This window comes from Malikia granosa (assembly GCF_002980595.1).
Lineage (GTDB): Bacteria > Pseudomonadota > Gammaproteobacteria > Burkholderiales > Burkholderiaceae_C > Malikia > Malikia granosa.
The window spans coordinates 24376-47583 of the sequence record NZ_PVLQ01000035.1; the positions used below are offsets into that span (position 1 = coordinate 24376).

15 protein-coding genes are annotated in these 23208 nt (G+C 68.2%); 8 read left to right on the plus strand and 7 right to left on the minus strand.

Annotation, left to right across the window (positions count from 1 at the left end; all coding sequences use genetic code 11):
- Nucleotides 1–31 precede the first annotated feature (31 nt).
- Both cphA and C6P64_RS10730 read right to left on the minus strand, forming a co-directional pair.
- Entirely contained in the window at nucleotides 32–2611 is a 2580-nt protein-coding gene (gene cphA / locus C6P64_RS10725) for a cyanophycin synthetase (RefSeq protein WP_105748560.1), read from the minus strand.
- A 24-nt stretch (nucleotides 2612–2635) separates the two neighbouring features.
- Nucleotides 2636–4798 (minus strand): cyanophycin synthetase, encoded by a 2163-nt coding sequence (locus C6P64_RS10730; RefSeq protein ID WP_105748561.1) that lies wholly within the window; start codon nucleotides 4796–4798, stop codon nucleotides 2636–2638.
- Nucleotides 4799–5035: 237 nt separating this feature from the next.
- Between C6P64_RS10730 and C6P64_RS10735 the strand changes: the two genes are divergently transcribed.
- The 5 genes from C6P64_RS10735 to sugE all read left to right on the plus strand — a co-directional run bounded on the left by C6P64_RS10735 (nucleotide 5036) and on the right by sugE (nucleotide 11660).
- Nucleotides 5036–7306 carry a cyanophycin metabolism-associated ABC transporter gene (locus tag C6P64_RS10735; protein WP_105748562.1) on the plus strand — a complete coding sequence of 757 codons (2271 nt, stop codon included), beginning with the start codon at nucleotides 5036–5038 and terminating at the stop codon, nucleotides 7304–7306.
- Nucleotides 7307–7311: 5 nt separating this feature from the next.
- The gene (locus tag C6P64_RS10740) at nucleotides 7312–7785 is read left to right on the plus strand and encodes a cyanophycin metabolism-associated DUF1854 family protein (protein ID WP_105748619.1); all 474 of its coding nucleotides are present in this window, start codon (nucleotides 7312–7314) and stop codon (nucleotides 7783–7785) included.
- A gap of 13 nt (nucleotides 7786–7798) precedes the next feature.
- On the plus strand, nucleotides 7799–8776 hold the full coding sequence (locus tag C6P64_RS10745; RefSeq protein ID WP_245911699.1) for an alpha/beta hydrolase: 978 nt from the start codon (nucleotides 7799–7801) through the stop codon (nucleotides 8774–8776).
- A gap of 94 nt (nucleotides 8777–8870) precedes the next feature.
- Nucleotides 8871–11342, plus strand: coding sequence for a YgiQ family radical SAM protein (locus C6P64_RS10750; RefSeq protein WP_105748563.1), 2472 nt, complete (start codon nucleotides 8871–8873; stop codon nucleotides 11340–11342).
- A gap of 3 nt (nucleotides 11343–11345) precedes the next feature.
- Nucleotides 11346–11660, plus strand: coding sequence for a quaternary ammonium compound efflux SMR transporter SugE (gene sugE / locus C6P64_RS10755; protein ID WP_105748564.1), 315 nt, complete (start codon nucleotides 11346–11348; stop codon nucleotides 11658–11660).
- 134 nt (nucleotides 11661–11794) lie between these two features.
- On the opposite strand, the gene pobA is transcribed toward sugE, so the two are convergent.
- Nucleotides 11795–13003 (minus strand): 4-hydroxybenzoate 3-monooxygenase, encoded by a 1209-nt coding sequence (gene pobA / locus C6P64_RS10760; protein ID WP_105748565.1) that lies wholly within the window; start codon nucleotides 13001–13003, stop codon nucleotides 11795–11797.
- 147 nt (nucleotides 13004–13150) lie between these two features.
- Here pobA and C6P64_RS10765 point away from each other — a divergent pair, with 147 nt between their 5' ends.
- The 3 genes from C6P64_RS10765 (at nucleotide 13151) to C6P64_RS10775 (ending at nucleotide 18720) form a co-directional block, all read left to right on the plus strand.
- The gene (locus C6P64_RS10765) at nucleotides 13151–13978 is read left to right on the plus strand and encodes an IclR family transcriptional regulator domain-containing protein (protein WP_105748566.1); all 828 of its coding nucleotides are present in this window, start codon (nucleotides 13151–13153) and stop codon (nucleotides 13976–13978) included.
- Nucleotides 13979–14021: 43 nt separating this feature from the next.
- Nucleotides 14022–18032 (plus strand): phosphoribosylformylglycinamidine synthase, encoded by a 4011-nt coding sequence (gene purL / locus C6P64_RS10770; protein ID WP_105748567.1) that lies wholly within the window; start codon nucleotides 14022–14024, stop codon nucleotides 18030–18032.
- A gap of 157 nt (nucleotides 18033–18189) precedes the next feature.
- Nucleotides 18190–18720 carry a hemerythrin domain-containing protein gene (locus C6P64_RS10775; RefSeq protein ID WP_105748568.1) on the plus strand — a complete coding sequence of 177 codons (531 nt, stop codon included), beginning with the start codon at nucleotides 18190–18192 and terminating at the stop codon, nucleotides 18718–18720.
- Between the two features lie 92 nt (nucleotides 18721–18812).
- On the opposite strand, the gene C6P64_RS10780 is transcribed toward C6P64_RS10775, so the two are convergent.
- From C6P64_RS10780 to ygfZ, 4 genes are read right to left on the minus strand one after another with little or no spacing between them, the layout of a single operon-like run.
- Nucleotides 18813–20798, minus strand: coding sequence for a peptidase U32 family protein (locus C6P64_RS10780; protein WP_105748569.1), 1986 nt, complete (start codon nucleotides 20796–20798; stop codon nucleotides 18813–18815).
- 31 nt (nucleotides 20799–20829) lie between these two features.
- Entirely contained in the window at nucleotides 20830–21702 is an 873-nt protein-coding gene (locus C6P64_RS10785) for an NRDE family protein (protein ID WP_105748570.1), read from the minus strand.
- Nucleotides 21703–21729: 27 nt separating this feature from the next.
- A complete protein-coding gene (locus C6P64_RS10790) occupies nucleotides 21730–22125 on the minus strand; it encodes a DUF2306 domain-containing protein (protein ID WP_105748571.1) in 396 nt (131 codons plus the stop codon).
- Nucleotides 22126–22167: 42 nt separating this feature from the next.
- Nucleotides 22168–23109, minus strand: coding sequence for a CAF17-like 4Fe-4S cluster assembly/insertion protein YgfZ (ygfZ, locus tag C6P64_RS10795; protein ID WP_105748572.1), 942 nt, complete (start codon nucleotides 23107–23109; stop codon nucleotides 22168–22170).
- Nucleotides 23110–23208: the final 99 nt, after the last annotated feature.

The following is a 23208-nucleotide window of genomic DNA, read 5'->3' on the forward strand; positions in this document are numbered from 1 at the left end:
CTTGCATTGGTGGCCGGATCGCGGCCGGGCGTCAGCCGCCCTTGGCTTCCTCGCAGCGCTTGGCAATATGCGCCAGCGCCTCCTCAACCTGGTCGATCAGGATCAGACACAGGTCGCCGGGCTGCAGCACGGCCAGCGCGCTGTCGATGGCGACGAACTCGCCCTGGATCTCCTGCACGCGCTGGGTTCTGGTCGCACCGACCAGGCCTTCGCGCAGCAGCGCCAGCACCTCGCCGTCGGCACGGCCGCGCTGGCAGGCATCCTGGTACAGGATGACCTCGTCGAACACCTGGCCCAGGATCTTGGTCTGGTCGCGGATGTCCTCGTCGCGCCGGTCGCCCGCGCCGCTGATCACGACCACGCGCTGCTTGGCCGGCATGTTCTTGACCGCATCGGACAAGGCCTGGATCGCGTCCGGGTTGTGGCCGTAGTCGGCGATCAGCGTCGCGCCCTTGTAGTCGAACAGGTTGAAGCGGCCCGGCACGGCCTGGGCGTCGCTGACGAAGGTCGCCAGGCTGGCCTTGATCTGGTCCCAGGGCAGGTTCAGCGCCCAGGCCGCGCCGATGGCGGCCAGCGCGTTCTCGACCTGGAAGCGGATCGCGCCGTTGGCGGTGATCGGCACTCCCGACAGCGGGAGGCGGACCTCGCGGCTGCCTTCGACCGCGACGATGTCGCCCTGGTCGACGAACAGCACCCGCTTGCCCAGCGCGCGATGGGTGGCGATCACCGGGTGGTGCGGGTCGTAGCCGAAGTAGGTGATCTGGCCCGGGCAATGCTTGGCCATCTTGACGACCTCGGGGTCGGTGCCGTTGAGCACGGCCATGCCGCCGGGCGCCACGTTGAGCACGATCACGCGCTTGAGCACGCGCAGGTCCTCCAGCGTGGTGATGAAGTTCAGCCCCAGGTGGTCGCCGGCGCCAATATTGGTCACCACCGCGACCTGGCAGCGGTCATAGGCCAGACCCTCGCGCAGCAGGCCGCCGCGGGCGGTCTCGAAGACGGCGGCATCGCAGTCGGGGTTCATCAGCACGTTGCGCGCGCTGCGCGGGCCGCTGCAGTCGCCGCTGTCGGTCTGGCGGCCGTTGACATAGACGCCGTCGGTGTTGGTCATGCCCACGCGCAGGCCATGGCCCTTGAGCAGATGCGCGGTCAGGCGCACGGTGGTGGTCTTGCCGTTGGTGCCGGTGACCGCGACGATCGGAATCCGGCCATCGTCGCCGTCCGGGTACATGTGGTTGATGACTGCCTCGCCCACGTTGCGGCCCTTGCCGAAGCTCGGGCTCAGGTGCATGCGCAGGCCCGGGGCGGCATTGACCTCGACCACGCCGCCGGACTGCTGCTCGAGCGGCTCGATCACGTTCTGGCACACCACGTCGACGCCACAGATGTCGAGTCCCACCATCTGGGCCGCGGCCACCGCGCGGGCCGCGACCTCGGGATGGACTTCGTCGGTCACGTCGGTCGCGCTGCCGCCGGTCGAGAGGTTGGCGTTGTTGCGCAGCACGACGCGCTGGCCCAGCACCGGCACCGATTCGGGTGTCAGGTCCTGCTCGCGCAGGCGGTCGATCGCGATCTCGTCGAGCCGGATCTTGGTCAGCGGGGTCGCGTGGCCGTCGCCGCGCTTGGGGTCCTGGTTGACGATGTCGACCAGTTCGCGCACGGTGTGCGAGCCGTCGCCGACCACCAGCGGCGGGTCGCGCCGGGCCGCCGCCACCAGCTTGTCGCCCACCACCAGGAAGCGGTAGTCGATGCCGGGCAGGTAGCGCTCGACCAGGATTTCCTCGCGGTAGTGACGCGCATTGCGGTAGCCGGCGATGACCTGCTCGCGCGTCTCGACGTTGACCGTCACGCCCTTGCCCTGGTTGCCGTCGAGCGGCTTGACCACTACCGGACCGCCGAGTTCCTGCGCGGCCGCCCAGGCGTCTTCCTCGCTCTTGACCGGACGGCCCAGCGGTACCGGCACGCCAGCCGAGTGCAGCAGCTTCTTGGTCAGGTCCTTGTCCTGGGCGATGCCTTCGGCGATCGCGCTGGTGCAGTCGATCTCGGCGGCCTGGATGCGGCGCTGCTTGCTGCCCCAGCCGAACTGGACCAGGCTGCCCTTGGTCAGCCGGCGGTAGGGAATGCCGCGCGCGACTGCGGCATCGACGATGGAGCCGGTCGAGGGGCCCAGGCGCACTTCCTCGTCGGTCTCGCGCAGGCGTGCGATCGCCTCGACCAGGTCGAAGGGTTTTCCTTCCAGTGCGGCTTCGACCAGCTCGATCGCGAGGTCGAGTGCCATGCGGCCGACCTCTTCCTCGGTGTATTCGACCACGATCTGGTAGACGCCCGGATCGGGTGCCTTGGCGGTGCGGCCGAAGCTGACCTTGCAGCCAGCCTCGGCCTGCAGCGCCAGCGTCGCGCGCTCGAGCGCATGGGCCAGCGACAGGCTGGCCTGGGCGCTGGGTCGTGGCAGGGCACCGATCTGCGGGAAGCGCTGGCGCAGCTGCTCGACGAAGCCGGGCAGCTGGGACAGGTCGCACTCCGCGGGAGTGAGCGTGACGACGGCCTCGATCGCGGTGTGGCGGGACCAGAGGTTGGGGCCGCGCAGGGCCCGGATGCGGGAAACTTCCATCTTGCTTGATCAGCCAGAAAAGGTTTATTCGGCGGTCTCGACCCCGGCGCGAACCAGGGCCGGGTCCATGTCGAGCGCGAGCGCGGCGCCCACGGCGGCCAGCAGGGCGGGCAAGGGCAGGTGCTGCTGCAACAGGCGCTGGACCACCGGATGGCGCAGGTCCATCACCGGGGTCTGGGTCTGGTGTCCGAGCAGCACGATCTGCTGCTCGCGCACGACCAGGAAGCGGCCCGTTTCCTGCGCGCAATGCTCGGCCAGCAGCTCGTGGTCGGCATTGACGGTGTAGAACAGCACCGAGCCGTCGCAGAGTTCGGCCAGGCCGGCGCAGGCCTCGTCGTCGGCATTGAGCACGGCGCAGCCGGTCGGCAGCACGACGTCGATCTGGGTACGCAGCACGGTGCGCATCTGCTCGTGGGTGTGGACATGGTGGTCCTCCAGCCCCACGGGCACCGGCAGGCCGGTCACGACGCCGACCTGGCAGCGGTCGTAGGCCAGGCCGTTCTCGAGGATGCTGCGCGGCGAACTCTCGATCACCGCCGCCGTCGTGGTGCGGTTCATCAGGATGCGCTGGCCGGACTCCCATTCGCCCGGCGAGGCGGTCTCGATCCGGTCCATCTGCAGGTACATGCCGGCATTGCAGGCCAGGCCGGTCACATAGCCGGCGCGATACAGCAACCAGCCAGTCAGCATCGCGACCGCCGTGGTGTGCTCGACCCCGCTGATGCCGACCACCGGGATGCGGCCGTTGTTGTCCTGCCCCATCAGGTGCTCGACGATGGTCTGGCCGACCGGGCGCGGCTGGCCCACGGCGGGCTCGAGGTGCATCAGCAGGCCGGGGCCGGCATTGACCTCGATGATGGCGCCGCCCTGGGACTCGAGCGGGCGCGAGATGTCGGTCGCGACCACGTCGACGCCAGCGATGTCGAGCCCGACGATGCGCGCGGCCAGCGCGGCCAGTTCGGCCACCGAGGGGTGGACCAGGTCGGTGATGTCCTGGTTGAGCACGCCGTTGCGCTCGAGCAGGATCTTGCGGCCGGCCTCGGGCACCGAGTCGGGCGCCAGGCCCTGGCGCTGCAGCTCGAGCATGACCTTGCCGTTCTGCGGCAGCAGGATCGGGTTGAGCGGGAAATGCTCCTCGACGCCGCGGCGCGGGTCGGAGTTGATCTGGGTCTCGACCAGCTGCGCCACCGTCGACTGGCCGTCGGCCGTGATGTAGGACAGCTCGCCGCGCACCGCCGCCACCATCTTGTTGCCGACGATCAGCAGGCGGTGCTCCTCGCCCTCGACCATGCGCTCGACCATGACATAGGAGCTGACCTTGGCCGCGATCTCGTAGGCGGCCATGACTTCCTCGCGGGTGCGCAGGTTGATCACCACGCCGCGGCCGCGGTTGGCGTTGGAGGGCTTGACGACCACCGGCAGGCCGATGTCCTGCGCCGCTTCCCAGGCCTCTTCGGCGCTGTCGACTTCCTGGCCCTCGGGGGTGGGGACGCCGCAGGACTCGAGCAGTTGCTTGGTCAGGTCCTTGTCCTTGGAGATGCCCTCGGCGATCGCGCTGGTGCGGTCGGTCTCGGCGGTCCAGATCCGGCGCTGCTTGGCGCCGTAGCCGAGCTGGACCAGGTTGCCGTCGTCGATCAGGCGGATATGCGGGATCTTGCGCTGGGTCGCGGCCTCGACGATGGCGCGGGTGCTCGGGCCCATGGCATGCAGCTCGATCAGGGTCTTGAGTCGCTGCACGCAGGCGGCGACATCGAAGGCTTCGTCGTTGATCGCGGCCATCACCAGGTCGCGCGCATCGGTCAGCGCCTGGATGCCGACCTGCTTCTGGCCGGTGCGGATGACCACCTTGTAGACGCCGCGCTGGTCGGTCGAGCGCGCCTTGCCGAAGGCCGACGGCAGGCCGGCCAGGTTCTGCAGCTCGATCGAGACATGCTCCATGATGTGGCCGGGCCAGGTGCCGTCGCGCAGGCGCTCGACGAAGCCGCCGCGGTAGCCGAGGCCGCAATGGTGCTCATGCAGCCCGGGCAGCCAGGCCAGCAGGCGGTCGGTGAAGCCGGGCAGGGTATGGGAGGGGCAGTCCTCGAGCGCGCCGATGTCGATCAGGACCTCGACCGCCTGGTGGTAGGTCCAGATGCTGGGGCCGCGCAGGTGGTTGATGCGCAGCAGCTGTATAGGTTGGTGCTTCATGTCGGGCATGCTGGGCGCGAGATCGGATCTGGGGCGGGTAGCGACACCGGGATGATCTCGACGACCGGTTCTTGTGGGGCAGGAATGCGGCAGGGCTCAGCTTTACAATCTGAACAAACTGAATCAGGATGGCTACCGGGACAGTACTGGAGCACCGACCTCCTGGCCAGCCTGCTGCTGGCGATTTTCTACTCACTTGACGCCTTTGGCGTACAGCCATCCAAAATAAATTGCAACATGTCGTCACTCAAAGAACTGGCTGAATTGCCGTCGGGATTCCCGCAGGCCTGGCGCTCTGCCGTCACCGGCAAGCTCGGCAGCTCGCCGGTCCAGGCCTGGCTGGAGCTCGACCTGGACGAGCAGCTGCATTTCGGTGCCGGCCTGCTGGTGGTCACGGCCGACCAGCTCTGGGCCTTCGAGGGCGGGACCGAGCAGCCCGGGCTGCGTCACTGGGCGCTGGACCAGGAAATCAAGCTGCTGTGCAGCGACCACAACGGGGTCGGCCTGCTCGAGCTGGTCCAGGGGCAGCGGCGCATCGCGGCCTGGCGCTACACCCTGGGCGGCCATGTGCAGGCCAACCGCCTGCTCGAGCAGTTCGAGGCCAGGCGCGAATTCCTGCTGCACGGCAAGCCGCTGCAGATCTCGCCACTGAGCCTGTGCCCGCAATGCCAGTCGCCGCTCGACCCCGAGCTCGACGAATGCGAGGTCTGCGCCCAGGTGATCCATACCCCGCCCTCGACCTGGACCCTGCTGCGCCTGTGGCGCTTCGCCCATCCCTACCGCTGGCAGCTGCTGGCTGGCTTCCTGCTGACGCTGGCCTCGACCGCAGCGACCCTGGTGCCGCCCTATCTGACCATGCCGCTGATGGACAAGGTGCTGATTCCCTACCAGAACGGACAGCCGATCGACAGCGGCCTGGTGGCCCTGCTGCTCGGCGGCCTGTTCGGCTCGGCGCTGCTGGCCTGGGCACTGGGCTGGATCAAGACCTATATCCTGGCGCTGGTCTCCGAGCGCATCGGCGCCGACCTGCGCACCACCACCTACGAGCACCTGCTCAAGCTCTCGCTCGAGTATTTCGGCGGGCGGCGCACCGGCGACCTGATGGCGCGCATCGGCAACGAGACCGACCGCATCAACGTCTTCCTGTCGCTGCACCTGCTCGACTTCGCGACCGACGTGCTGATGATCCTGATGACGGCGGGCATCCTGTTCTCGATCAACCCGACGCTGGCGCTGGCGACCCTGCTGCCGCTGCCCTTCATCGGCTGGCTGATCCATGCCGTGCGCGATCGCCTGCGCACCGGCTTCGAGAAGATCGACCGGGTCTGGTCCGAGGTCACCAGCGTGCTGGCCGACACGATTCCGGGCATCCGGGTCGTCAAGGCCTTTGCCCAGGAAGACCGCGAGGCGCAGCGCTTCCGTGACGCCAACCGCTACAACCTGGAGGTCAACGACCGGCTCAACAAGCTGTGGTCGCTGTTTTCCCCGACCGTCTCGCTGCTGACCGAGATCGGCCTGCTGATGGTCTGGGCCTTCGGCATCTGGCTGGTGTCCAAGGACAGCATCTCGGTCGGCGTGCTGACGGCCTTCATCGCCTACATCGGCCGCTTCTACACCCGACTCGACTCGATGAGCCGCATCGTCTCGGTGACGCAGAAGGCGGCTTCGGGTGCCAAGCGCATCTTCGACATCCTGGACCATGTCTCGAGCGTGCCCGAGCCGGCCCAGCCGGTGGTGTTGCCCAAGGTGCGCGGCAAGATCGAGATCCGCGGCGCGGGCTTTCGCTACGGCAACCGCGCGGTGATCCGCGACCTCGACCTGACCCTCAACGAGGGCGAGATGGTCGGCCTGGTAGGCCACAGCGGCTCGGGGAAAAGCACGCTGGTCAACCTGATCTGCCGCTTCTACGACCTGGCCGAGGGCGCGATCCTGGTCGACGGCACCGACATCCGCCAGATGGCGATTGCCGACTACCGGCGCCATATCGGCCTGGTGCTGCAGGAGCCCTTCCTGTTCTTCGGCACCATCGCCGAGAACATCGCCTATGGCAAGCCCAACGCGACGCGCGAGGAGATCGTCGCGGCAGCCCGGGCGGCGCATGCGCACGACTTCATCCTGCGCCTGCCGCTGGGCTACGACTCGCTGGTCGGCGAGCGCGGCCAGGGCCTCTCTGGCGGCGAGCGCCAGCGCATCTCGATCGCGCGCGCGTTGCTGATCGACCCGCGCATCCTGATCCTGGACGAGGCGACTTCCGCCGTCGACACCGAGACCGAGAAGGAGATCCAGAAGGCGCTCGACAACCTGGTCAAGGGCCGCACCACGATCGCGATCGCGCACCGCCTGTCCACCCTGCGCAAGGCCGATCGCCTGGTCGTGATGGACAAGGGGCGCAAGGTCGAGGAGGGCTCGCACGACGAACTGATGGCGCGCGAAGGCGCTTATTTCCGCCTCTACCAGGCGCAACAGCGCCAGGCCGAAGCCAACCGCGACCTGCTGCCGGAGGAATGAACCCGATGTCTACCCTGCCTACCCTGCGGATCGAACGCAACTTGCTGGGCCGACTCAAGGTCCAGGATCCTGACGGCACCGTCCACGAGCCGGTCACGGCCGTGCGCGCCTTCCCGATCCAGACCCCGGCGGCGAACATCTCGCTGGTCGGACCCAGCGGCCACGAGGTGGCCTGGATCGCCGACCTGGCCGAACTGCCGCCCGAGCAGCGCGCGCTGCTCGAGCAGGAGCTGCACCAGCGCGAATTCATGCCGGTGATCCAGCGCCTGCTCGAGGTCAGCTCGTTCGCGACCCCGAGCCGCTGGACGGTCGAGACCGACCGCGGCCGCTGCGAGTTCGTCCTCAAGGGCGAGGAGGACCTGCGCCGCCTCAACCCGACCACCCTGCTGGTGCTCGACAGCCATGGCGTGCAGTTCATGATCCGCGACCCGCTGTCGCTCGACAAGCACAGCCGCAAGCTGCTCGACCGCTTCCTCTGATCCGCCCCTGTCCATGCATCATCCCAATCCCAGGGCCCTGCTCAAGCCCGTGATGCGCGGCGTGCTCGACCGCATCGCGCGCGCGCAGCGCATGCCGCTGCACCTGCTCACGCCCGAGCAGGCCAAGGCCTTCTACGAGGCCGGCGCCAGCGTGCTCGACCTGCCGCCGCACAAGCTCAAAAGGGTCGAGTCGCTCAGCCTGCCGATGCGCGACGGCGCCCAGGTCGCGGCGCGGCTCTATGCGCCCGCGCTGCCCGAGGCCGAGCCCGGCTTGCCGGTGCTGCTCTATTTTCACGGCGGCGGCTTCACGGTCGGCAGCCTCGACACCCACGACAGCCTGTGCCGGCACCTGTCCCACCTCGCGCATTGCGCGGTGTTGGCGCTGGACTACCGGCTGGCGCCCGAGCACCAGTTTCCGGCCGCGGTCGACGATTGCTGGGACGCGCTGGTCTGGTTGCGCGAGCAGGCCGCCGGGCTCGGGCTGGATCCGGAGCGCATCGCCGTCGGTGGCGACAGCGCGGGCGGCACGCTGAGCCTGGTGAGCGCGATCCAGGCACGCGATGCCGGCATCCGGCTGGCGCTGCAGCTGCTGTTCTACCCGGGCTGCGCGGCGCGTGCCGATACCCCTTCGCACAAGACCTTCGCGCACGGCTTCCTGCTCGAGGCCGAGTCGATCGACTGGTTCTTCGGACACTATTTGGGCCGCGACGAGGAGCACGAGGACTGGCGCTTCGCCCCGCTGCTGGCGCATGACCTCGACGGCGTCGCGCCGGCCTGGTTCGGCCTGGCCGAATGCGACCCGCTGGTCGACGAGGGGGTGCTGATGGCGGACCGGCTGCGCATGAGCGGGGTGCCGGTCGAGCTCGAGATCTACCGCGGCATGGTGCACGACTTCATCAAGATGGGACGTGCCATCCCCGATGCCTTGACCGCGCATCAGGACGCGGCGCGGGCCTTGCGCCAGGCCTTCGGGCTGGCGCCGCTGGCCTGATAAGACAGAAGGGCGGTCGGCGGCAAGACCTGGGACTCGACAGGTTTTCCCGCGAAAACCTACAATATAGGGTTGTCCCGGACCCAGGCCCGCCATGAACGCCCCCATCGATGTCTCCTTCTTTCCGCGCGCCGCCAAGCCGCTGACCAGCTACCGGCCCTACTGGGCCAAGCGTTTCGGCACCGCGCCCTTCCTGCCGATGAGCCGGGCCGAGATGGAGCAGCTCGGCTGGGACAGCTGCGACATCATCCTGGTGACGGGCGACGCCTATGTCGACCACCCGAGCTTCGGCATGGCCGTGATCGGCCGCGTGCTCGAAGCGCAGGGCTTTCGGGTCGGCATCATCGCCCAGCCCGACTGGCAGAGCGCCGAGCCGTTCAAGGTGCTCGGCAAGCCCAACCTGTTCTGGGGCGTGACCGCGGGAAACATGGACTCGATGATCAACCGCTACACGGCCGACCGCAAGATCCGCAGTGACGACGCCTACACCCCGGGCGATGTCGGCGGCAAGCGGCCCGACCGCGCGGCCATCGTCTACAGCCAGCGCTGCCGCGAGGCCTACAAGGACGTGCCGATCGTGCTCGGTGGCATCGAGGGCTCGCTGCGCCGCATCGCGCATTACGACTACTGGACCGAGACGGTGCGCCGCTCGATCGTGGTCGACAGCAAGTGCGACATCCTGCTCTACGGCAATGCCGAGCGCGCGCTGGTCGAGGTCGCGCACCGCATCGCGCGCAAGGAGCCGGTCGAGCAGATCACCGACGTGCGCGGCACCGCCTTCGTGCGCAAGCAGTCGGGCGAGGGCTGGTTCGAGATCGACTCGACCGAGGTCGACCAGCCGGGCCGGGTCGATGCCCACCTGAACCCCTACCTGATGGTGTCGGAGCAGGCCAAGGCCCAGGGCCAGAGCTGCGCGCGCGACGACGAGGCCCAGGAGCAGGCCGCGGCACAGAACGCGGCCTGCGCCAGCGACAATGCCGGCGCGAAAGCTGCCGCCACCGCCACCGGCGCCAGCCAGGGTGCTTCCATCCAGCCGCTGACCTTCATGGCCAACCCGGCGCTGCAAGCCAAGGGCAAGCCGCCGCGCGATCGCACCGTGATCCGCCTGCCGAGCTTCGAGGCGGTCAAGGCCGACCCGGTGCTCTACGCGCATGCCAACCGCGTGCTGCACCTCGAGACCAACCCGGGCAACGCCCGCGCGCTGGTCCAGGCCCATGGCTCCGGCACGGCGGCACGCGATGTCTGGATCAACCCGCCGCCGATCCCGCTGACCACGTCCGAGATGGACTATGTGTTCGACCTGCCGTACGCGCGCAGCCCGCACCCGGCCTATGCCGACGAGAACGGCAGCCATGACGGCGCGACCAAGATCCCGGCCTGGGAGATGATCCGCTTCTCGATCAACATCATGCGCGGCTGCTTCGGCGGCTGCACCTTCTGCTCGATCACCGAGCACGAGGGCCGCATCATCCAGAGCCGCTCCGAGGCATCGATCATCCAGGAGGTCGAGGACATCCGCGACAAGGTCAAAGGCTTCACCGGCGTGATCTCGGACCTGGGCGGGCCGACCGCGAACATGTACCGCCTGGGCTGCCGCAGCCCCGAGATCGAGGCCGCCTGCCGCAAGCCCAGCTGCGTCTATCCGGGCCTCTGCCAGAACCTGACCACCAACCACGACCCGCTGATCCAGATCTACCGCCGCGCGCGCAGCCTGCGCGGCATCAAGAAGATCCTGATCGGCTCGGGCCTGCGCTACGACCTGGCGGTCAAGAGCCCCGCGTATGTCAAGGAGCTGGTCCAGCACCATGTCGGCGGCTACCTGAAGATCGCGCCCGAGCACACCGAGTCCGGCCCGCTCTCGAAGATGATGAAGCCGGGCATCGGGACCTATGACCGCTTCAAGCAACTGTTCGAGCAGTTCAGCGCCGAGGCCGGCAAGAAGCAGTTCCTGATCCCGTACTTCATCGCGGCGCACCCGGGCACCAGCGACGAGGACATGATGAATCTGGCGATCTGGCTCAAGAAGAACGGTTTTCGGGCCGACCAGGTGCAGACCTTCTACCCGAGCCCGATGGCGACCGCGACCGCGATGTACCACAGCGGCCTCAACACGCTCAAGGGCATCCACCGCGACGAGCGCGGCGAGAAGGTCGACGTGGTGCGCGGTGAGCGCCGGCGCCGCCTGCACAAGGCCTTCCTGCGCTACCACGACCCGAAGAACTGGCCGCTGCTGCGCGAGGCCTTGAAGGCGATGGGCCGCGCCGACCTGATCGGCAACGGCAAGCAGCACCTGATCCCCACCTACCAGCCGCTGACCGATGACGGCTACCAGAGCGCGCGGCGCAGCAACAGCACGCCGGCCGGCAAGAGCTCGGGCCCGGCCCGCTCGGTCCAGGGCGCAACGCCGGCCAAGCCGGGCACCGGCCAGGCAGCGGGCAAGGCACAGCCAATGCGCGGCCAGATCCTGACCCAGCACACCGGCCTGCCGCCGCGGGCGGGAACCGCCGCCGGCAAGCCACGCCCCGGCAGCAAGCCGACTGGCCCGGCCTCGGGCAAGAAGCGCTGAGCCATGCCCTGGTTGATTCTGCTGGTCGCCGGCCTGTTCGAGGTCTGCTGGGCCATAGGGCTGAAATACACCGAGGGCTTCAGCCGCTTCTGGCCTTCGGTCGGCACGGTCGCGGCGATGGTCGCCAGCGTCGGCCTGCTCGGCCTGGCGATGCGGACCTTGCCGGTGGGCACCGCCTATGCGGTCTGGACCGGCATCGGAGCGGTCGGCACCGTCTTGTTCGGGATCATCCTGTTCGGCGAGCCCGCCACCGTCGCCCGGCTGGCTTGCGTCGGCCTCATCGTCGCGGGCATCGTCGGATTGAAGCTGACGGCCTGAGCGGCCAGATCCGGCAGATCCAGATCGCGTGCCTGGTCGAGAGGATCGAAAAATCAGCAAGCACGACGCAAGAAGGGCGCCCTGAGGGGCGCCCTTGCTGTTTCAGTCCATGCGGCCGGATGGCCGCAATGCCATCAGGGGCGCGACTTCAGCAGACCGTTGCGGCTGAAGTCCAGCGGCAGGCCGACATAGTTCTCGGCGATGCTGGTCAGGCCGGCTTCGGAGTTCATCAGGTAGTCGAGCTCGGCGTTCTGGAACTTCTGCGTGATCTCGCTGTCCTCGGGGAAGCGGTGCATCAGCTGGGTGAACCACCAGGAAAAGCGCTCGGCGCGCCAGATGCGGGCCAGCGCCAGCTCGGAGTAGCGGTCGATGCCGGCTTCCGAGCCGTCCTTGTAGTACTCGACCAGGCCATCGAACAGGTACTTGACGTCGGTCGCGGCCAGGTTCAGGCCCTTGGCGCCGGTCGGCGGCACGATGTGGCCCGCGTCGCCGGCCAGGAACATGCGGCCAAAGCGCAGCGGCTCGGTCACGAAGCTGCGCAGCGGCGCGATGCTCTTCTCGATGCTCGGGCCGGTCACCAGGTTCGCGGCGGCTTCCGGGTCCAGGCGCAGCTTGAGCTCCTGCCAGAAGGCGTCATCGGTCCACTCGTCGATCTTGTCGGTCAGCGGCACCTGCAGGTAGTAGCGGCTACGGGTCTGGCTGCGCTGCGAGCACAGCGCGAAGCCGCGCGGGCTGTTGACGTAGATCAGTTCGTGGTGCACCGGCGGCGTATCGGACAGCAGGCCGAGCCAGCCGAAGGGGTAGACCTTCTCGAATTCCTTGATCGCGTTGCGCGGTGCGCTGGCGCGGCAGACGCCGTGGAAGCCGTCGCAGCCGGCGATGAAGTCGCACTGGATCTCGTGGCTCTGACCATCCTTCTCGTAGGTCACGCGCGGGTTCTTGCCGTCGAAGTCGTGCACCTGGACATTGGCCGCCTCGTAGATCGTGGTCAGGCCGGCGGCAGCACGTGCCGCCATCAGGTCGCGGGTGACTTCGGTCTGGCCGTAGACCATGACCTTCTTGCCGCCGGTCCACTTGCTCAGGTCGACGCGCTTGCGCTGGCCCTGGTACAGCATGTCGAAGCCTTCGTGCACCAGGCCTTCGGCGTGCATGCGCTGGCTCACGCCTGCCTCTTCCATCAGGTCGATGGTGACCTGCTCGAGCACGCCGGCGCGGATGCGGCCGAGCACATAGTCGGGCGTCTGGCGCTCGAGGATGACGGCGTCGATGCCGGCCTTGGCGAGCAGTTGGCCGAGCAGCAGGCCCGAGGGGCCGGCGCCGACGATGGCGACTTGGGTGCGCATGAAGTAACTCCTTGGGGTGATCTGCGATGCGCAAAGTTTGCGCGCTTCCTCCGCGTTGGCCTAGTTCGCGCAACGGGTTTTGCGCGATCAGTGGAATAATTGCGCGATGATCGCGCAATTAATGATCAACTGTCACTGGAGGACCGCATGACGATTGCCCGCGCCGACTTCATCGAGGGCATGGCCAAGGGGATGGCGGTGCTCGAGAGCTTCGACACTGAGCGCCAGCGCCTGAACGCGACCCAGGCGGCGCAGCGCGCCGGCCTGACCCGCGCGGCGGCCCGGCGCCACCTGCTCACGCTCGCGCACCTGGGCTATCTCGAGAGCGATGGCAGCCATTTCTGGCTCTCGGCCAAGGTGCTGCGCTTTTCCGGCAGCTACCTGGCCAGCGCAAGGCTGCCGCGCACGGTGCAGCCGACGCTGAACCGGCTCGCGGTACAGACCCGCGATGCCTATTCGGCGGCGGTGCTCGAGGGTGATTCGGTGGTGATCGTGGCGCGCAGCGCCGCGGCGCTGGCCTCGCCCGTGGCGCATGACTGGGATGGCAGCTCGCTGGGGGCGGCGCTTCCCGCTGCCGCGGGCCGGCTGACGGCCTACGGCCTGCACCTGGGCGCCAGGCTGCCGGCACATGCCAGCTCGACCGGCCGCGTGCTGCTCGCTGCCTTGCCCGAGTCCGAGCTGTCGGCCTGGCTCGAGGGCAGGGCGCTGGTGCGCCTGACGCCCTATACCGTCACCGATCCCGGGGCGTTGCGCAAGATCCTGGACCAGATCCGGCAGCAGGACTTCTGCATCGCCAGCGAGGAGCACGAGATCGGCGTCCATGCGGTGGCGGTGCCGCTGCGCAATCTGCAGGGAAAAACCGTCGGCGCGCTCAATGCCGTGCTGCCGCCACAACGGCTGGCCCGAGGCGCGATCCAGCGCGAGCTGCTGCCCTTGCTGCAGGATGCCGCGCTCGAATTGCGGGCCCTTCTCTAGGGGCAGTAAAATTCCGGGTCTTTCTCCCACTACAGGCCACCAAGTGACCCAGTACATCACCCCGATCGAAGGCGGCGACGCCCTCGGCAACTTCCGCGCCCAGCAACTCCTGCCCCGACTGCAAGCCGTCAGCGACAAGATCACGGGCATCTCGGCCCGCTTCGTGCACCTGGTCGACACGCTCGAGCCCCTGTCGGCCGAGCAGCTCCAGCAATGGCAGGCCCTGCTGACCTATGGCGAGCCCTACGAGGGCGAGACCGCCGGCGCCCTGGTCGTGGTGACGCCGCGCATCGGTACCGTGTCGCCCTGGGCCTCGAAGGCAACCGACATCGCGCGCAACTGCGGCTTCGTGGTCAAGCGGGTCGAGCGCATCACCGAGTACCGCCTGACCCTCAAGTCCGGCCTGCTGTCCAAGGGCTCGCTGAATGCCGAGCAACTGGGCCAGGTGGCCGCGCTGCTGCACGACCGCATGACCGAGAGCGCCGTGGCCAGCCGCGAGGAAGCCTTCTCGCTGTTCGGCGAGCTCGAGCCGGCGCCGATGGAGCATGTCGACATCCTGGGTGGCGGTCGCGCCGCGCTGGAGCAGGCCAACCGCAACTGGGGCCTGGCGCTGGCTGACGACGAGATCGACTACTTGGTCAATGCCTTCCAGAACCTGGGCCGCAACCCGACCGACGTCGAGCTGATGATGTTCGCCCAGGCCAACAGCGAGCACTGCCGCCACAAGATCTTCAACGCCGAGTTCACCATCGACGGCGCCAAGCAGGACAAGAGCCTGTTCGCGATGATCCGCAACACGCACCAGCTCAATCCGAAGTACACGGTGGTGGCCTACTCGGACAACGCCTCGGTGATGGAGGGCAACCGGATCGAGCGCTTCGTCGCCAAGGCCGGCGGCGAGTCCAGCCCGGCCTACGGCAAGCAGGAAGCGCTGCAGCATGTGCTGATGAAGGTCGAGACGCACAACCACCCGACCGCGATCTCGCCTTTCCCGGGCGCCTCGACCGGCGCCGGCGGCGAGATCCGCGACGAGGGCGCGACCGGTCGCGGCTCCAAGCCCAAGGCCGGCATGACGGGCTTCACCGTCTCCAAGCTCTGGGGCGGCTGGTCCGACCAGGCCGACGGCAAGCCCTCGCATATCGCTTCTCCCCTGCAGATCATGACCGAGGGCCCGCTCGGCGGCGCCGCCTTCAACAACGAGTTCGGCCGCCCGAACCTGGTCGGCTATTTCCGCGAATACGAGCAGACCATCACTTCGGATGTCGATAGCATCGACCGTGGCTACCACAAGCCGATCATGATCGCGGGTGGCCTGGGCGGCATCGACGCCGGGCAGACCCAGAAGATCCTGTTCCCCGCCGGCACGCTGCTGATCCAGCTCGGCGGCCCCGGCATGCGCATCGGCATGGGCGGCGGCGCCGCCAGCTCGATGGCCACCGGCACCAACGCGGCCGAGCTCGACTTCGACTCGGTCCAGCGCGGCAACCCCGAGATCGAGCGCCGCGCCCAGGAGGTGATCAACCACTGCTGGCAGCAGGGCGAGGCCAACCCGATCCTGGCCATCCATGACGTCGGCGCTGGCGGCATCTCGAACGCCTTCCCCGAGCTGACCAACGACGCCGGTCGTGGCGCCCGCTTCGACCTGCGTGCCGTGCCGCTGGAGGAATCCGGCCTGGCCCCGAAGGAGATCTGGTCCAACGAGAGCCAGGAGCGCTACGTGATGGCGATCGCGCCCGAGTCGCTGGCGCAGTTCAAGGCCTTCTGCGAGCGCGAGCGCTGCCCGTTCGCGGTGATCGGCGTCGCGACCGAGGAGCGCCAGCTGGTGCTGGAAGACAAGGGAGCCGAGAGCCCGGTCGACATGCCGATGGACGTGCTGCTGGGCAAGCCGCCCAAGATGCAGCGCGACGTCAAGACCGTCAAGCGCGAGTTCAAGCCGATCGACGTCACCGGCGTCGAGTTGCAGCAGGCCGTCATCGACGTGCTGAGCCACCCGACCGTGGCCTCCAAGCGCTTCCTGGTCACCATCGGCGACCGCGCCGTCGGGGGCCTGAGCCACCGCGACCAGATGGTCGGCCCCTGGCAGGTGCCGGTGGCCGATTGCGCCGTGACCCTGGCCGACTACAAGGGCTTCGCTGGCGAAGCGATGGCCATGGGCGAGCGCACCCCGCTGGCAGCGATCGACGCGCCGGCCTCGGGCCGCATGGCGGTGGCCGAGGCCATCACCAACCTGCTGGCAGCGCCGATCGAGCTGGCCCGCGTCAAGCTGAGTGCCAACTGGATGGCGGCCTGCGGCGAAGCCGGCGAGGACGCCGCGCTCTACGAGACCGTCAAGACCGTCGGCATGGAAATCTGCCCGCAGCTGGGCATCAGCATCCCGGTCGGCAAGGACAGCCTGTCGATGCGCACCCAGTGGCAGGCCGATGGCGAGACCAGGAAGGTCACTTCGCCGGTCAGCCTGATCATCTCGGCCTTCGCGACCCTGCCCGATGTGCGCGGCACGCTGACGCCGCAGCTCGATGCCGAGCAGGACAGCACCCTGGTGCTGATCGACCTCGGCAAGGGCCAGGCCCGCATGGGCGGCTCCATCCTGGCCCAGGTGCTGGACCAGGCCGGCGGCGCGGTGCCGGACCTCGACGATGCGCGGGACCTGATCCAGCTGGTCAAGGCGGTCAACGCGCTGCGCGCCGACGGCAAGATCCTGGCCTACCACGACCGCAGCGACGGCGGCCTGCTGGCGGCGGCGGCCGAGATGGCCTTTGCCGGCCATGTCGGCGTGGCGCTCAACGTCGACATGCTGGTCACCGAAGGCGACGGCATCAGCGACAGCCGCATGGACAGCGGCGACGCCAAGAACTGGGCCACCCAGGTCGCCGAGCGCCGCAACGAGCTCACGCTCAAGGCCCTGTTCAACGAGGAACTCGGCGTCGTGCTGCAGGTCCGCACCAGCGAACGCGATGCCGTGATGGCGGTGCTGCGCGAGCATGGCCTGTCCAAGTTCAGCCACTATGTCGGCAAGACCCGTCCGCTGTCGTCCGAGATCGACACCGGCAAGGGCCAGCTGCAAATCTGGCGCGATGCCAAGGCGGTCTTCAGCGCCGAGTTGGTCGACCTGCACCAGGTCTGGGACAGCGTGAGCTGGAAGATCAACCAGCAGCGCGACAACCCGGCCTGCGCCGACTCCGAGCATGCCGCCGCCGGCGCGCCGAACGACCCCGGCATGCATGTCGCGCTGACCTTCGATCCGTCGGACAACGTCGCGGCACCGTTCCTGAACCTGAGCCGCCCGAAGGTCGCGATCCTGCGCGAGCAGGGCGTCAACTCGCATGTCGAGATGGCCTACGCCTTCACCGAGGCCGGCTTCGAGGCCTACGACGTGCACATGACCGACCTGCAGACCGGCCGCGCCAAGCTGTCCGACTTCAAGGGCGTGGTCGCCTGCGGCGGCTTCAGCTATGGCGACACCCTGGGTGCCGGCATCGGCTGGGCGCGCTCGATCACCTTCAACCAGGTGCTGTCCGAGCAGTTCCAGGGCTTCTTCGGCCGCTCTGACACCTTCGGCCTGGGCGTGTGCAACGGCTGCCAGATGTTCGCCGAGCTGGCCGACATCATCCCGGGCGCCGAGGCCTGGCCGCGCTTCACGACCAACCAGAGCGAGCGCTTCGAGGCCCGCCTGTCCATGGTCGAGGTGCTCGAGTCGCCCAGCCTGTTCCTGCAGGGCATGGCCGGCAGCCGGCTGCCGATCGCGGTCGCGCATGGCGAAGGCTTCGCCAACTTCAAGCACCGCGGCGATGCGACCAAGGCGATTGCCGCCATGCGCTATGTCGACAACTTCGGCACTGCTACCGAGCAGTACCCGTTCAACCCGAACGGCAGCGCCGGCGGCCTGACCAGCGTGACCACCGCCGACGGCCGCTTCACCGCGATGATGCCGCACCCCGAGCGTGTCTTCCGCAACATCCAGATGAGCTGGACCGACTATGCCAGGAGCGGTGGCCAGGACGCGCTGAGCCCCTGGATGCGGATCTGGCGCAACGCGCGCAAGTGGGTGGGCTGATCGCCCTGGCGGGGCGCTAGCCCCAGCCGCCCCGACTGAAAAAGCCGGCCTGAATCCCGTCAGGCCGGCTTTTTTCTGCCCGCTTGACTTGCATCAAGCCTGATTGCGCCAAAATGCCTAGACTGGTATTCAGTACACCCATACAGAAGGAGAGTCCATGAGCCAGCAAGACCAACCGATCGACGATTTCTCGCAGTGCCACGCCGGCATCTTCAAGAAGCTTGACCTGCTGGGCGAACTGCCGGCCCTGCTCGAGCCGGCCCAGCGCGCGCGCGAAGTGGCGGAAAAGTCGCTCGAATTCTTCCGGGAAGCGATCTTCGAGCACCATCTGGACGAGGAGCGCGAGCTGTTCCCGGCCGTGCTCGAGAGCGCCAGCGATGAGGCCGAGCGCTTCAAGGTCCAGTCCATGAACAAGCGCCTGACCGAAGAGCACCGCGAGCTCGAGCGGCTCTGGAAGAGCCTGGAGTCGGGCTTGAAGAAGGTCGCCAAGGGCCAGTTCGGCGATGTCAATGTCGCCGACCTGTCTCGCCTGGTCAACCAGTACCGGGCCCACGCCCAGTTCGAGGAGCAGGAATACCTGCCGCTGGCGCAGCAGATCCTGGGCCGCAACGGCAACCACATGGCCGCGCTGGGCCTGTCGCTGCACATGCGGCACCAGAACCCGACCGCCTTCCAGTTCTACGTCTGAAGCGCTGATCGGCAAGAAAAAACCCGTCGCGGGCCAACACCTGCGGCGGGTTTTTTTATTGAAGGCGTGGACTGCGCCAGCCGCCTGGCCGCTCAGGCCGGCTGCTGGGGCTTGGGGCGGGTGCGGTAGAACTGCAGCGGCATGGCGGCGGCCTGGTTCAGCACGCTGCGCTTGATCTTGCCGACCACATGCATCTCGCAGGGCTTGCAGTCGAAGCGCAGCGTGAGCTTTTCCTTGCCGTTGATCAGCTGCAGCGGCTCGGCCCTGACCTGGCCCTGCACGCCGGTCACGCCCTTGGCCTGCTTGGGGCACAGGCTCAAGCTGAAGCGCACGCAATGCTTGGTGATCATCAGGCTGACCTCGCCTTCCTCCTCCTGGCTCTCGTAGGCGGCGGCGATCACCTTGACGCCATGGCGGGCGTAGAAGTCGCGCGCCTTGTGGTTGTAGACGTTGGCCAGGTAGGTCAGCGTGTCTTCCGGGTAGGGCGCGGGCGGCTCGACGGGAACGGCGCGCGGCAAGCGTTGCAGCGTGCTGGCGCGTGCCGACTCGAGCTGGCCCACCGCGTCGCGGCGCAGGGCGTTGAGCTGCGAGGCCGGCACGAAGCTCGGGCCAGAGAGCGCCAGCGTGACGTCGAGCGGGCTGAAGATCGTGTCGCCCAGCCGACCGAGCTGCTCGCGCAGCTTGGCATCGGCCTGCGACGGGTCCCTGGCCGGCTGCAACTCGAGGCTGGCGCTGGCCTCGCCGCAATGGCCGTCCTCGTCGGTCAGGCTCAGCTTGAGGCCGCCGGGCTGCTGCTCGAGCCTGATCCAGGTCCCGATCTTGCGCTCGGCCGATTTCTTCTCGAGCGCGCGCACCCAGTCCATGCTGCGGTTGCGGTTGACCTCGACCCCCTTGCGCAGGTCCTTGAAGCCGTCCATCGGGTCCTTCGGGAAGATGCGCCAGATGCGGCCGCCTTCCGCGCCCTTGCCGAGCTTCTCGACCCGGTTCGTCTGCAGGCCGACGAGTTCCTTCTGCAGATCGTAGTAGCACAGGCCGTCGCCGTTGGCGAGTTCGGTCGCCGGGTCGGACAGCTCGATCTCGACGCTGTCGGGGTTCACCTTGCTGACCCAGCCAATCGCCTGGCCCGGGTTCTTCGGGCTGTCGAAGGCGCCGATGTCCTCCTTGCGGCCCTGCACGAAGTAGTCGGTGAACTCGCGGTTGAAGTTCTGGTCCGGGTCGGGCTGGAAGAAGAAGGTGCATTCGCCGCTCGACGCGCGCGCGAGCTCCGGGCGCTGCTCCAGGATCTCGTCGAGCAGCAGCCGGTAGTGCGCCGTGATGTTCTTCACATAGCCCATGTCCTTGTAGCGGCCCTCGATCTTGAAGCTGCGCACGCCGGCGTCGATCAGCGCGGCCAGGTTCTCGCTCTGGTTGTTGTCCTTCATCGACAGCACATGCTTGTCGTGCGCGATGATGCGGCCCTGGGCGTCCTTGACCTCGTAGGGCAGGCGGCAGGCCTGGCTGCAGTCGCCGCGGTTGGCGCTGCGCCCGGTGTGCGCATGGCTGATGAAGCATTGCCCGCTGTAGGCGACGCACAGCGCGCCATGGACGAAGAACTCGATGTTGCAGCGATCCGGGTCGGTGGCAGCGCGGATGGCGGTGATCTGCTTGAGCGTGAGCTCGCGCGCCAGCACGATCTGGCTCAGTCCGGCATCCTGCAGGAAGCGCGCCTTTTCCGGCGTCCGAATATCCGTCTGGGTGCTCGCGTGCAGCTGGATCGGTGGCAGGTCGAGTTCGAGCAGCCCCATGTCCTGGATGATCAGCGCGTCGGCGCCAGCGTCATACAGTTGATGGATCAGCTTGCGTGCGGGCTCGAGCTCGTCGTCGCGCAGGATGGTGTTGAGCGTGACGAAGACCCGGCTGTGGTAGCGGTGCGCATGCCTGACCAGGCGCGCGATGTCCTGCACCGAGTTTTCCGCGCTGGCACGCGCGCCGAACGAGGGACCGCCGATGTAGATGGCGTCGGCGCCATGGTTGACGGCCTCGATGCCGATGTCGGCATCGCGCGCGGGGGACAGGAGTTCGAGCTGGTGAGGGAGCATGGGACGGCTAGGGGGCTGATAGGCAAGCCCGCTATTGTCCCAGTTTCGGCATGGTCCAGTCGAGTTCAAGGCGGCACGGCACGCTGTGGTGCAGCGGCCAGTGGGCGGGACGCTCGCCGTCGGCGAAGACCTGGGGCTGGTGCGTCCACTCCTGCAGCACCAGACTGCCGACGCCGGCATGCACGATCAGGCTGCTGCGCGTGCCGTAGCCGCGCTCGGGCGCATGGACGAAGGCGCTGGACAGGCGCCGCTCCAGGTCGATCGGCACGCCGGTGCGCGGCAGTCTGTCGTCGTCCGCCTCGCCCATCGCGCGCAGCGCCTGCAGCAGGTCTTGCGTCTCGTCGGCATGCGCACGCTGCGACAGATGGCGAGCCAGCGCCTCCTTCAGCGCCAGCGTCTTCGGCCAGGGCGTGTCCAGCCCCGCATTGGACAGGCCGTAGCAGCCCGGCCCCAGCGATCGGCCCTGCCAGCCCGGCGGCAGGCCGGCTTCATTCGGTCCGCTGGTATCGACGGCACGGTTGCTGAGCCAGGCCCAGCGCGAACGCTTAAGGTCGCCCAGCACCAGGTTGAAGCCGGCGTAGCGCGCCGGGTCGATGGCCGTGATCCAGTCCTGCCAGTCGGCCGCCGAATCGAGCCAGCCGGTCACGAGATCGCCCCGGCTGCGTGGCGCGGCCTCGACTGGCCAGTGGCGCACATTGGTCAGCATCGCGACGCGGCCATCCTCGGACAGGCCGATCCAGCTGCCGCCGGCCTGCAAGTCGCGTCCGGCAGCGACCTGCTTGCCCGAAGGCAGTTGCCACAGCTGCAAGGGCTGGGTCGGCCGGTCGAAGAATTCGTCCCGGTTCGATGCCAGCAGCAGCGGCAGTCCGGGTCGACCATGGATGGCGAAGGCGATCAGGCACATGAGGGAATTGTCCGGTAACTGGCTTCATCAGGCCCATAGCCAGTTTCCCAGCAACCGGCCAGGCAGCAAGGCGAAGGCTCCGGCAACCAGGCAGGCACCGACATAGAGGCCTTGCATGGTCTTGCGATGGGCCGCCAGGTTGCCGCGCCGCAAGGCACGCCAGGAGAGCAGGAGCTGGCTCAGGGTGAAGGGAATCAGCAGGTGAATCCAGCTGTAGCCCGCGAGGTTGGGCCGCGCGAAGTCCCTGATGAACAGGGCCGAGATGGCGCTGACCAGCATCAGCGTGACCCAGGCATAGCCCGCTGCCCGGTGCGGCCGGGGTCTGGGCTGGCTTCCCAGGCGCGTCCACAGCGCGATCGGGCCGATGGCCGTCGCAGCCAGGGCGGCGGCCAGATGAATGGCGATGGCAGGGGTGATTGACATGGGTAAGGCTTGTGTACCCCCGTGCTGGCAGCGGGTTCGGGCTCAGATGTCCTGCAGCAACTCGTAGGGCAGGGCCAGCGGCTGCAGCGCCGCGCCACCAGGCTCGCCGACCGTCAAGGCCTGGCCGTCGAGCGTCGACGTCTGCAGCGAGACGATCGCCTCCCAGCCCTGACGCGGATGCGGGGCGGCTGCGGCGACCAGACCACAGGGCTGCTCGGCATCCGCCGCGTGGAAGACCTCCTGGCCGACGCTCAGCTCGGCATCGGCATGGAAGAGCTGCGCCCGGCGCTTGAGCGCGCCACGGTACTGGCTGCGCGCGACCACTTCCTGGCCCGGATAGCAGCCCTTCTTGAAGTTGACGCCACCGACCGACTCGTAGTTGAGCATCTGTGGCACGAAGGCGTCGACCACTGGCGCGCTGACCAGCGCGACGCCGCTGCGCACCTCCAGCCAGCTCAAGAGCGCCGGCGCCAGCTCGGCCGCCGGCTGCTCGCCGCTGGCGGGCAGGCAGAGCAGGGCGCGCGCAGCTCCCGCGGCAGCCGGCAGCCGGATCCAGTCGCCGCCATCGGCTGTCAGCCTGGCCCAGGGCTGGGCCGGCAGCTCGGCGGGCAGGCTGGCGCCGACCGCGCCATAGAGGGCGAAATCGGCCGACACGTCGCTGAGCCTGGCCTTGGCACGCAGCACGAACATCGACAGCCGCTTGAGCGTGGGTGCCAGCAGGTCGCGGCGGCAGGCCAGCAGGATCTCCTCGGGGCCGGTTTTCCAGCCGATGAAGCTCGCCAGCATGCGGCCCTTGGCCGAGCAGAAGCCGGCCAGCCTCGCCTCGCCCTGGCCCAGCAGCAGGAAATCCTGCGTCAGCTGGCCGTGCAGGAAGGTGGCGGCATCGGCGCCCTGGGCCCGGATCACGCCCCAGTCGTCCAGCCTGGCCAGGCCTTGCAGGGTGGAGGCATCGAAGTCGAAGTCGGAAGTGGTGGAGGCGCTCATGGTGGCTTTCGTTTTCCTTGGGCCGCCTTCATGGCGGTCGAATATCATTGCGGGCTCTGATTTTCCCAAAGGCCGGATGGTTGTGCAGCGTCGAGCGAA

What these genes read in the sequence shown, in the direction of transcription:
- cphA (WP_105748560.1), bottom strand. Translation starts at nt 2,611, where the DNA reads ATGGAAGTTTCCCGCATCCGGGCCCTGCGCGGCCCCAACCTCTGGTCC.
- C6P64_RS10730 (WP_105748561.1), bottom strand. Translation starts at nt 4,798, where the DNA reads ATGAAGCACCAACCTATACAGCTGCTGCGCATCAACCACCTGCGCGGC.
- C6P64_RS10735 (WP_105748562.1), top strand. Translation starts at nt 5,036, where the DNA reads ATGTCGTCACTCAAAGAACTGGCTGAATTGCCGTCGGGATTCCCGCAG.
- C6P64_RS10740 (WP_105748619.1), top strand. Translation starts at nt 7,312, where the DNA reads ATGTCTACCCTGCCTACCCTGCGGATCGAACGCAACTTGCTGGGCCGA.
- C6P64_RS10745 (WP_245911699.1), top strand. Translation starts at nt 7,799, where the DNA reads ATGCATCATCCCAATCCCAGGGCCCTGCTCAAGCCCGTGATGCGCGGC.
- C6P64_RS10750 (WP_105748563.1), top strand. Translation starts at nt 8,871, where the DNA reads ATGAACGCCCCCATCGATGTCTCCTTCTTTCCGCGCGCCGCCAAGCCG.
- sugE (WP_105748564.1), top strand. Translation starts at nt 11,346, where the DNA reads ATGCCCTGGTTGATTCTGCTGGTCGCCGGCCTGTTCGAGGTCTGCTGG.
- pobA (WP_105748565.1), bottom strand. Translation starts at nt 13,003, where the DNA reads ATGCGCACCCAAGTCGCCATCGTCGGCGCCGGCCCCTCGGGCCTGCTG.
- C6P64_RS10765 (WP_105748566.1), top strand. Translation starts at nt 13,151, where the DNA reads ATGACGATTGCCCGCGCCGACTTCATCGAGGGCATGGCCAAGGGGATG.
- C6P64_RS10775 (WP_105748568.1), top strand. Translation starts at nt 18,190, where the DNA reads ATGAGCCAGCAAGACCAACCGATCGACGATTTCTCGCAGTGCCACGCC.
- C6P64_RS10780 (WP_105748569.1), bottom strand. Translation starts at nt 20,798, where the DNA reads ATGCTCCCTCACCAGCTCGAACTCCTGTCCCCCGCGCGCGATGCCGAC.
- C6P64_RS10785 (WP_105748570.1), bottom strand. Translation starts at nt 21,702, where the DNA reads ATGTGCCTGATCGCCTTCGCCATCCATGGTCGACCCGGACTGCCGCTG.
- C6P64_RS10790 (WP_105748571.1), bottom strand. Translation starts at nt 22,125, where the DNA reads ATGTCAATCACCCCTGCCATCGCCATTCATCTGGCCGCCGCCCTGGCT.
- ygfZ (WP_105748572.1), bottom strand. Translation starts at nt 23,109, where the DNA reads ATGAGCGCCTCCACCACTTCCGACTTCGACTTCGATGCCTCCACCCTG.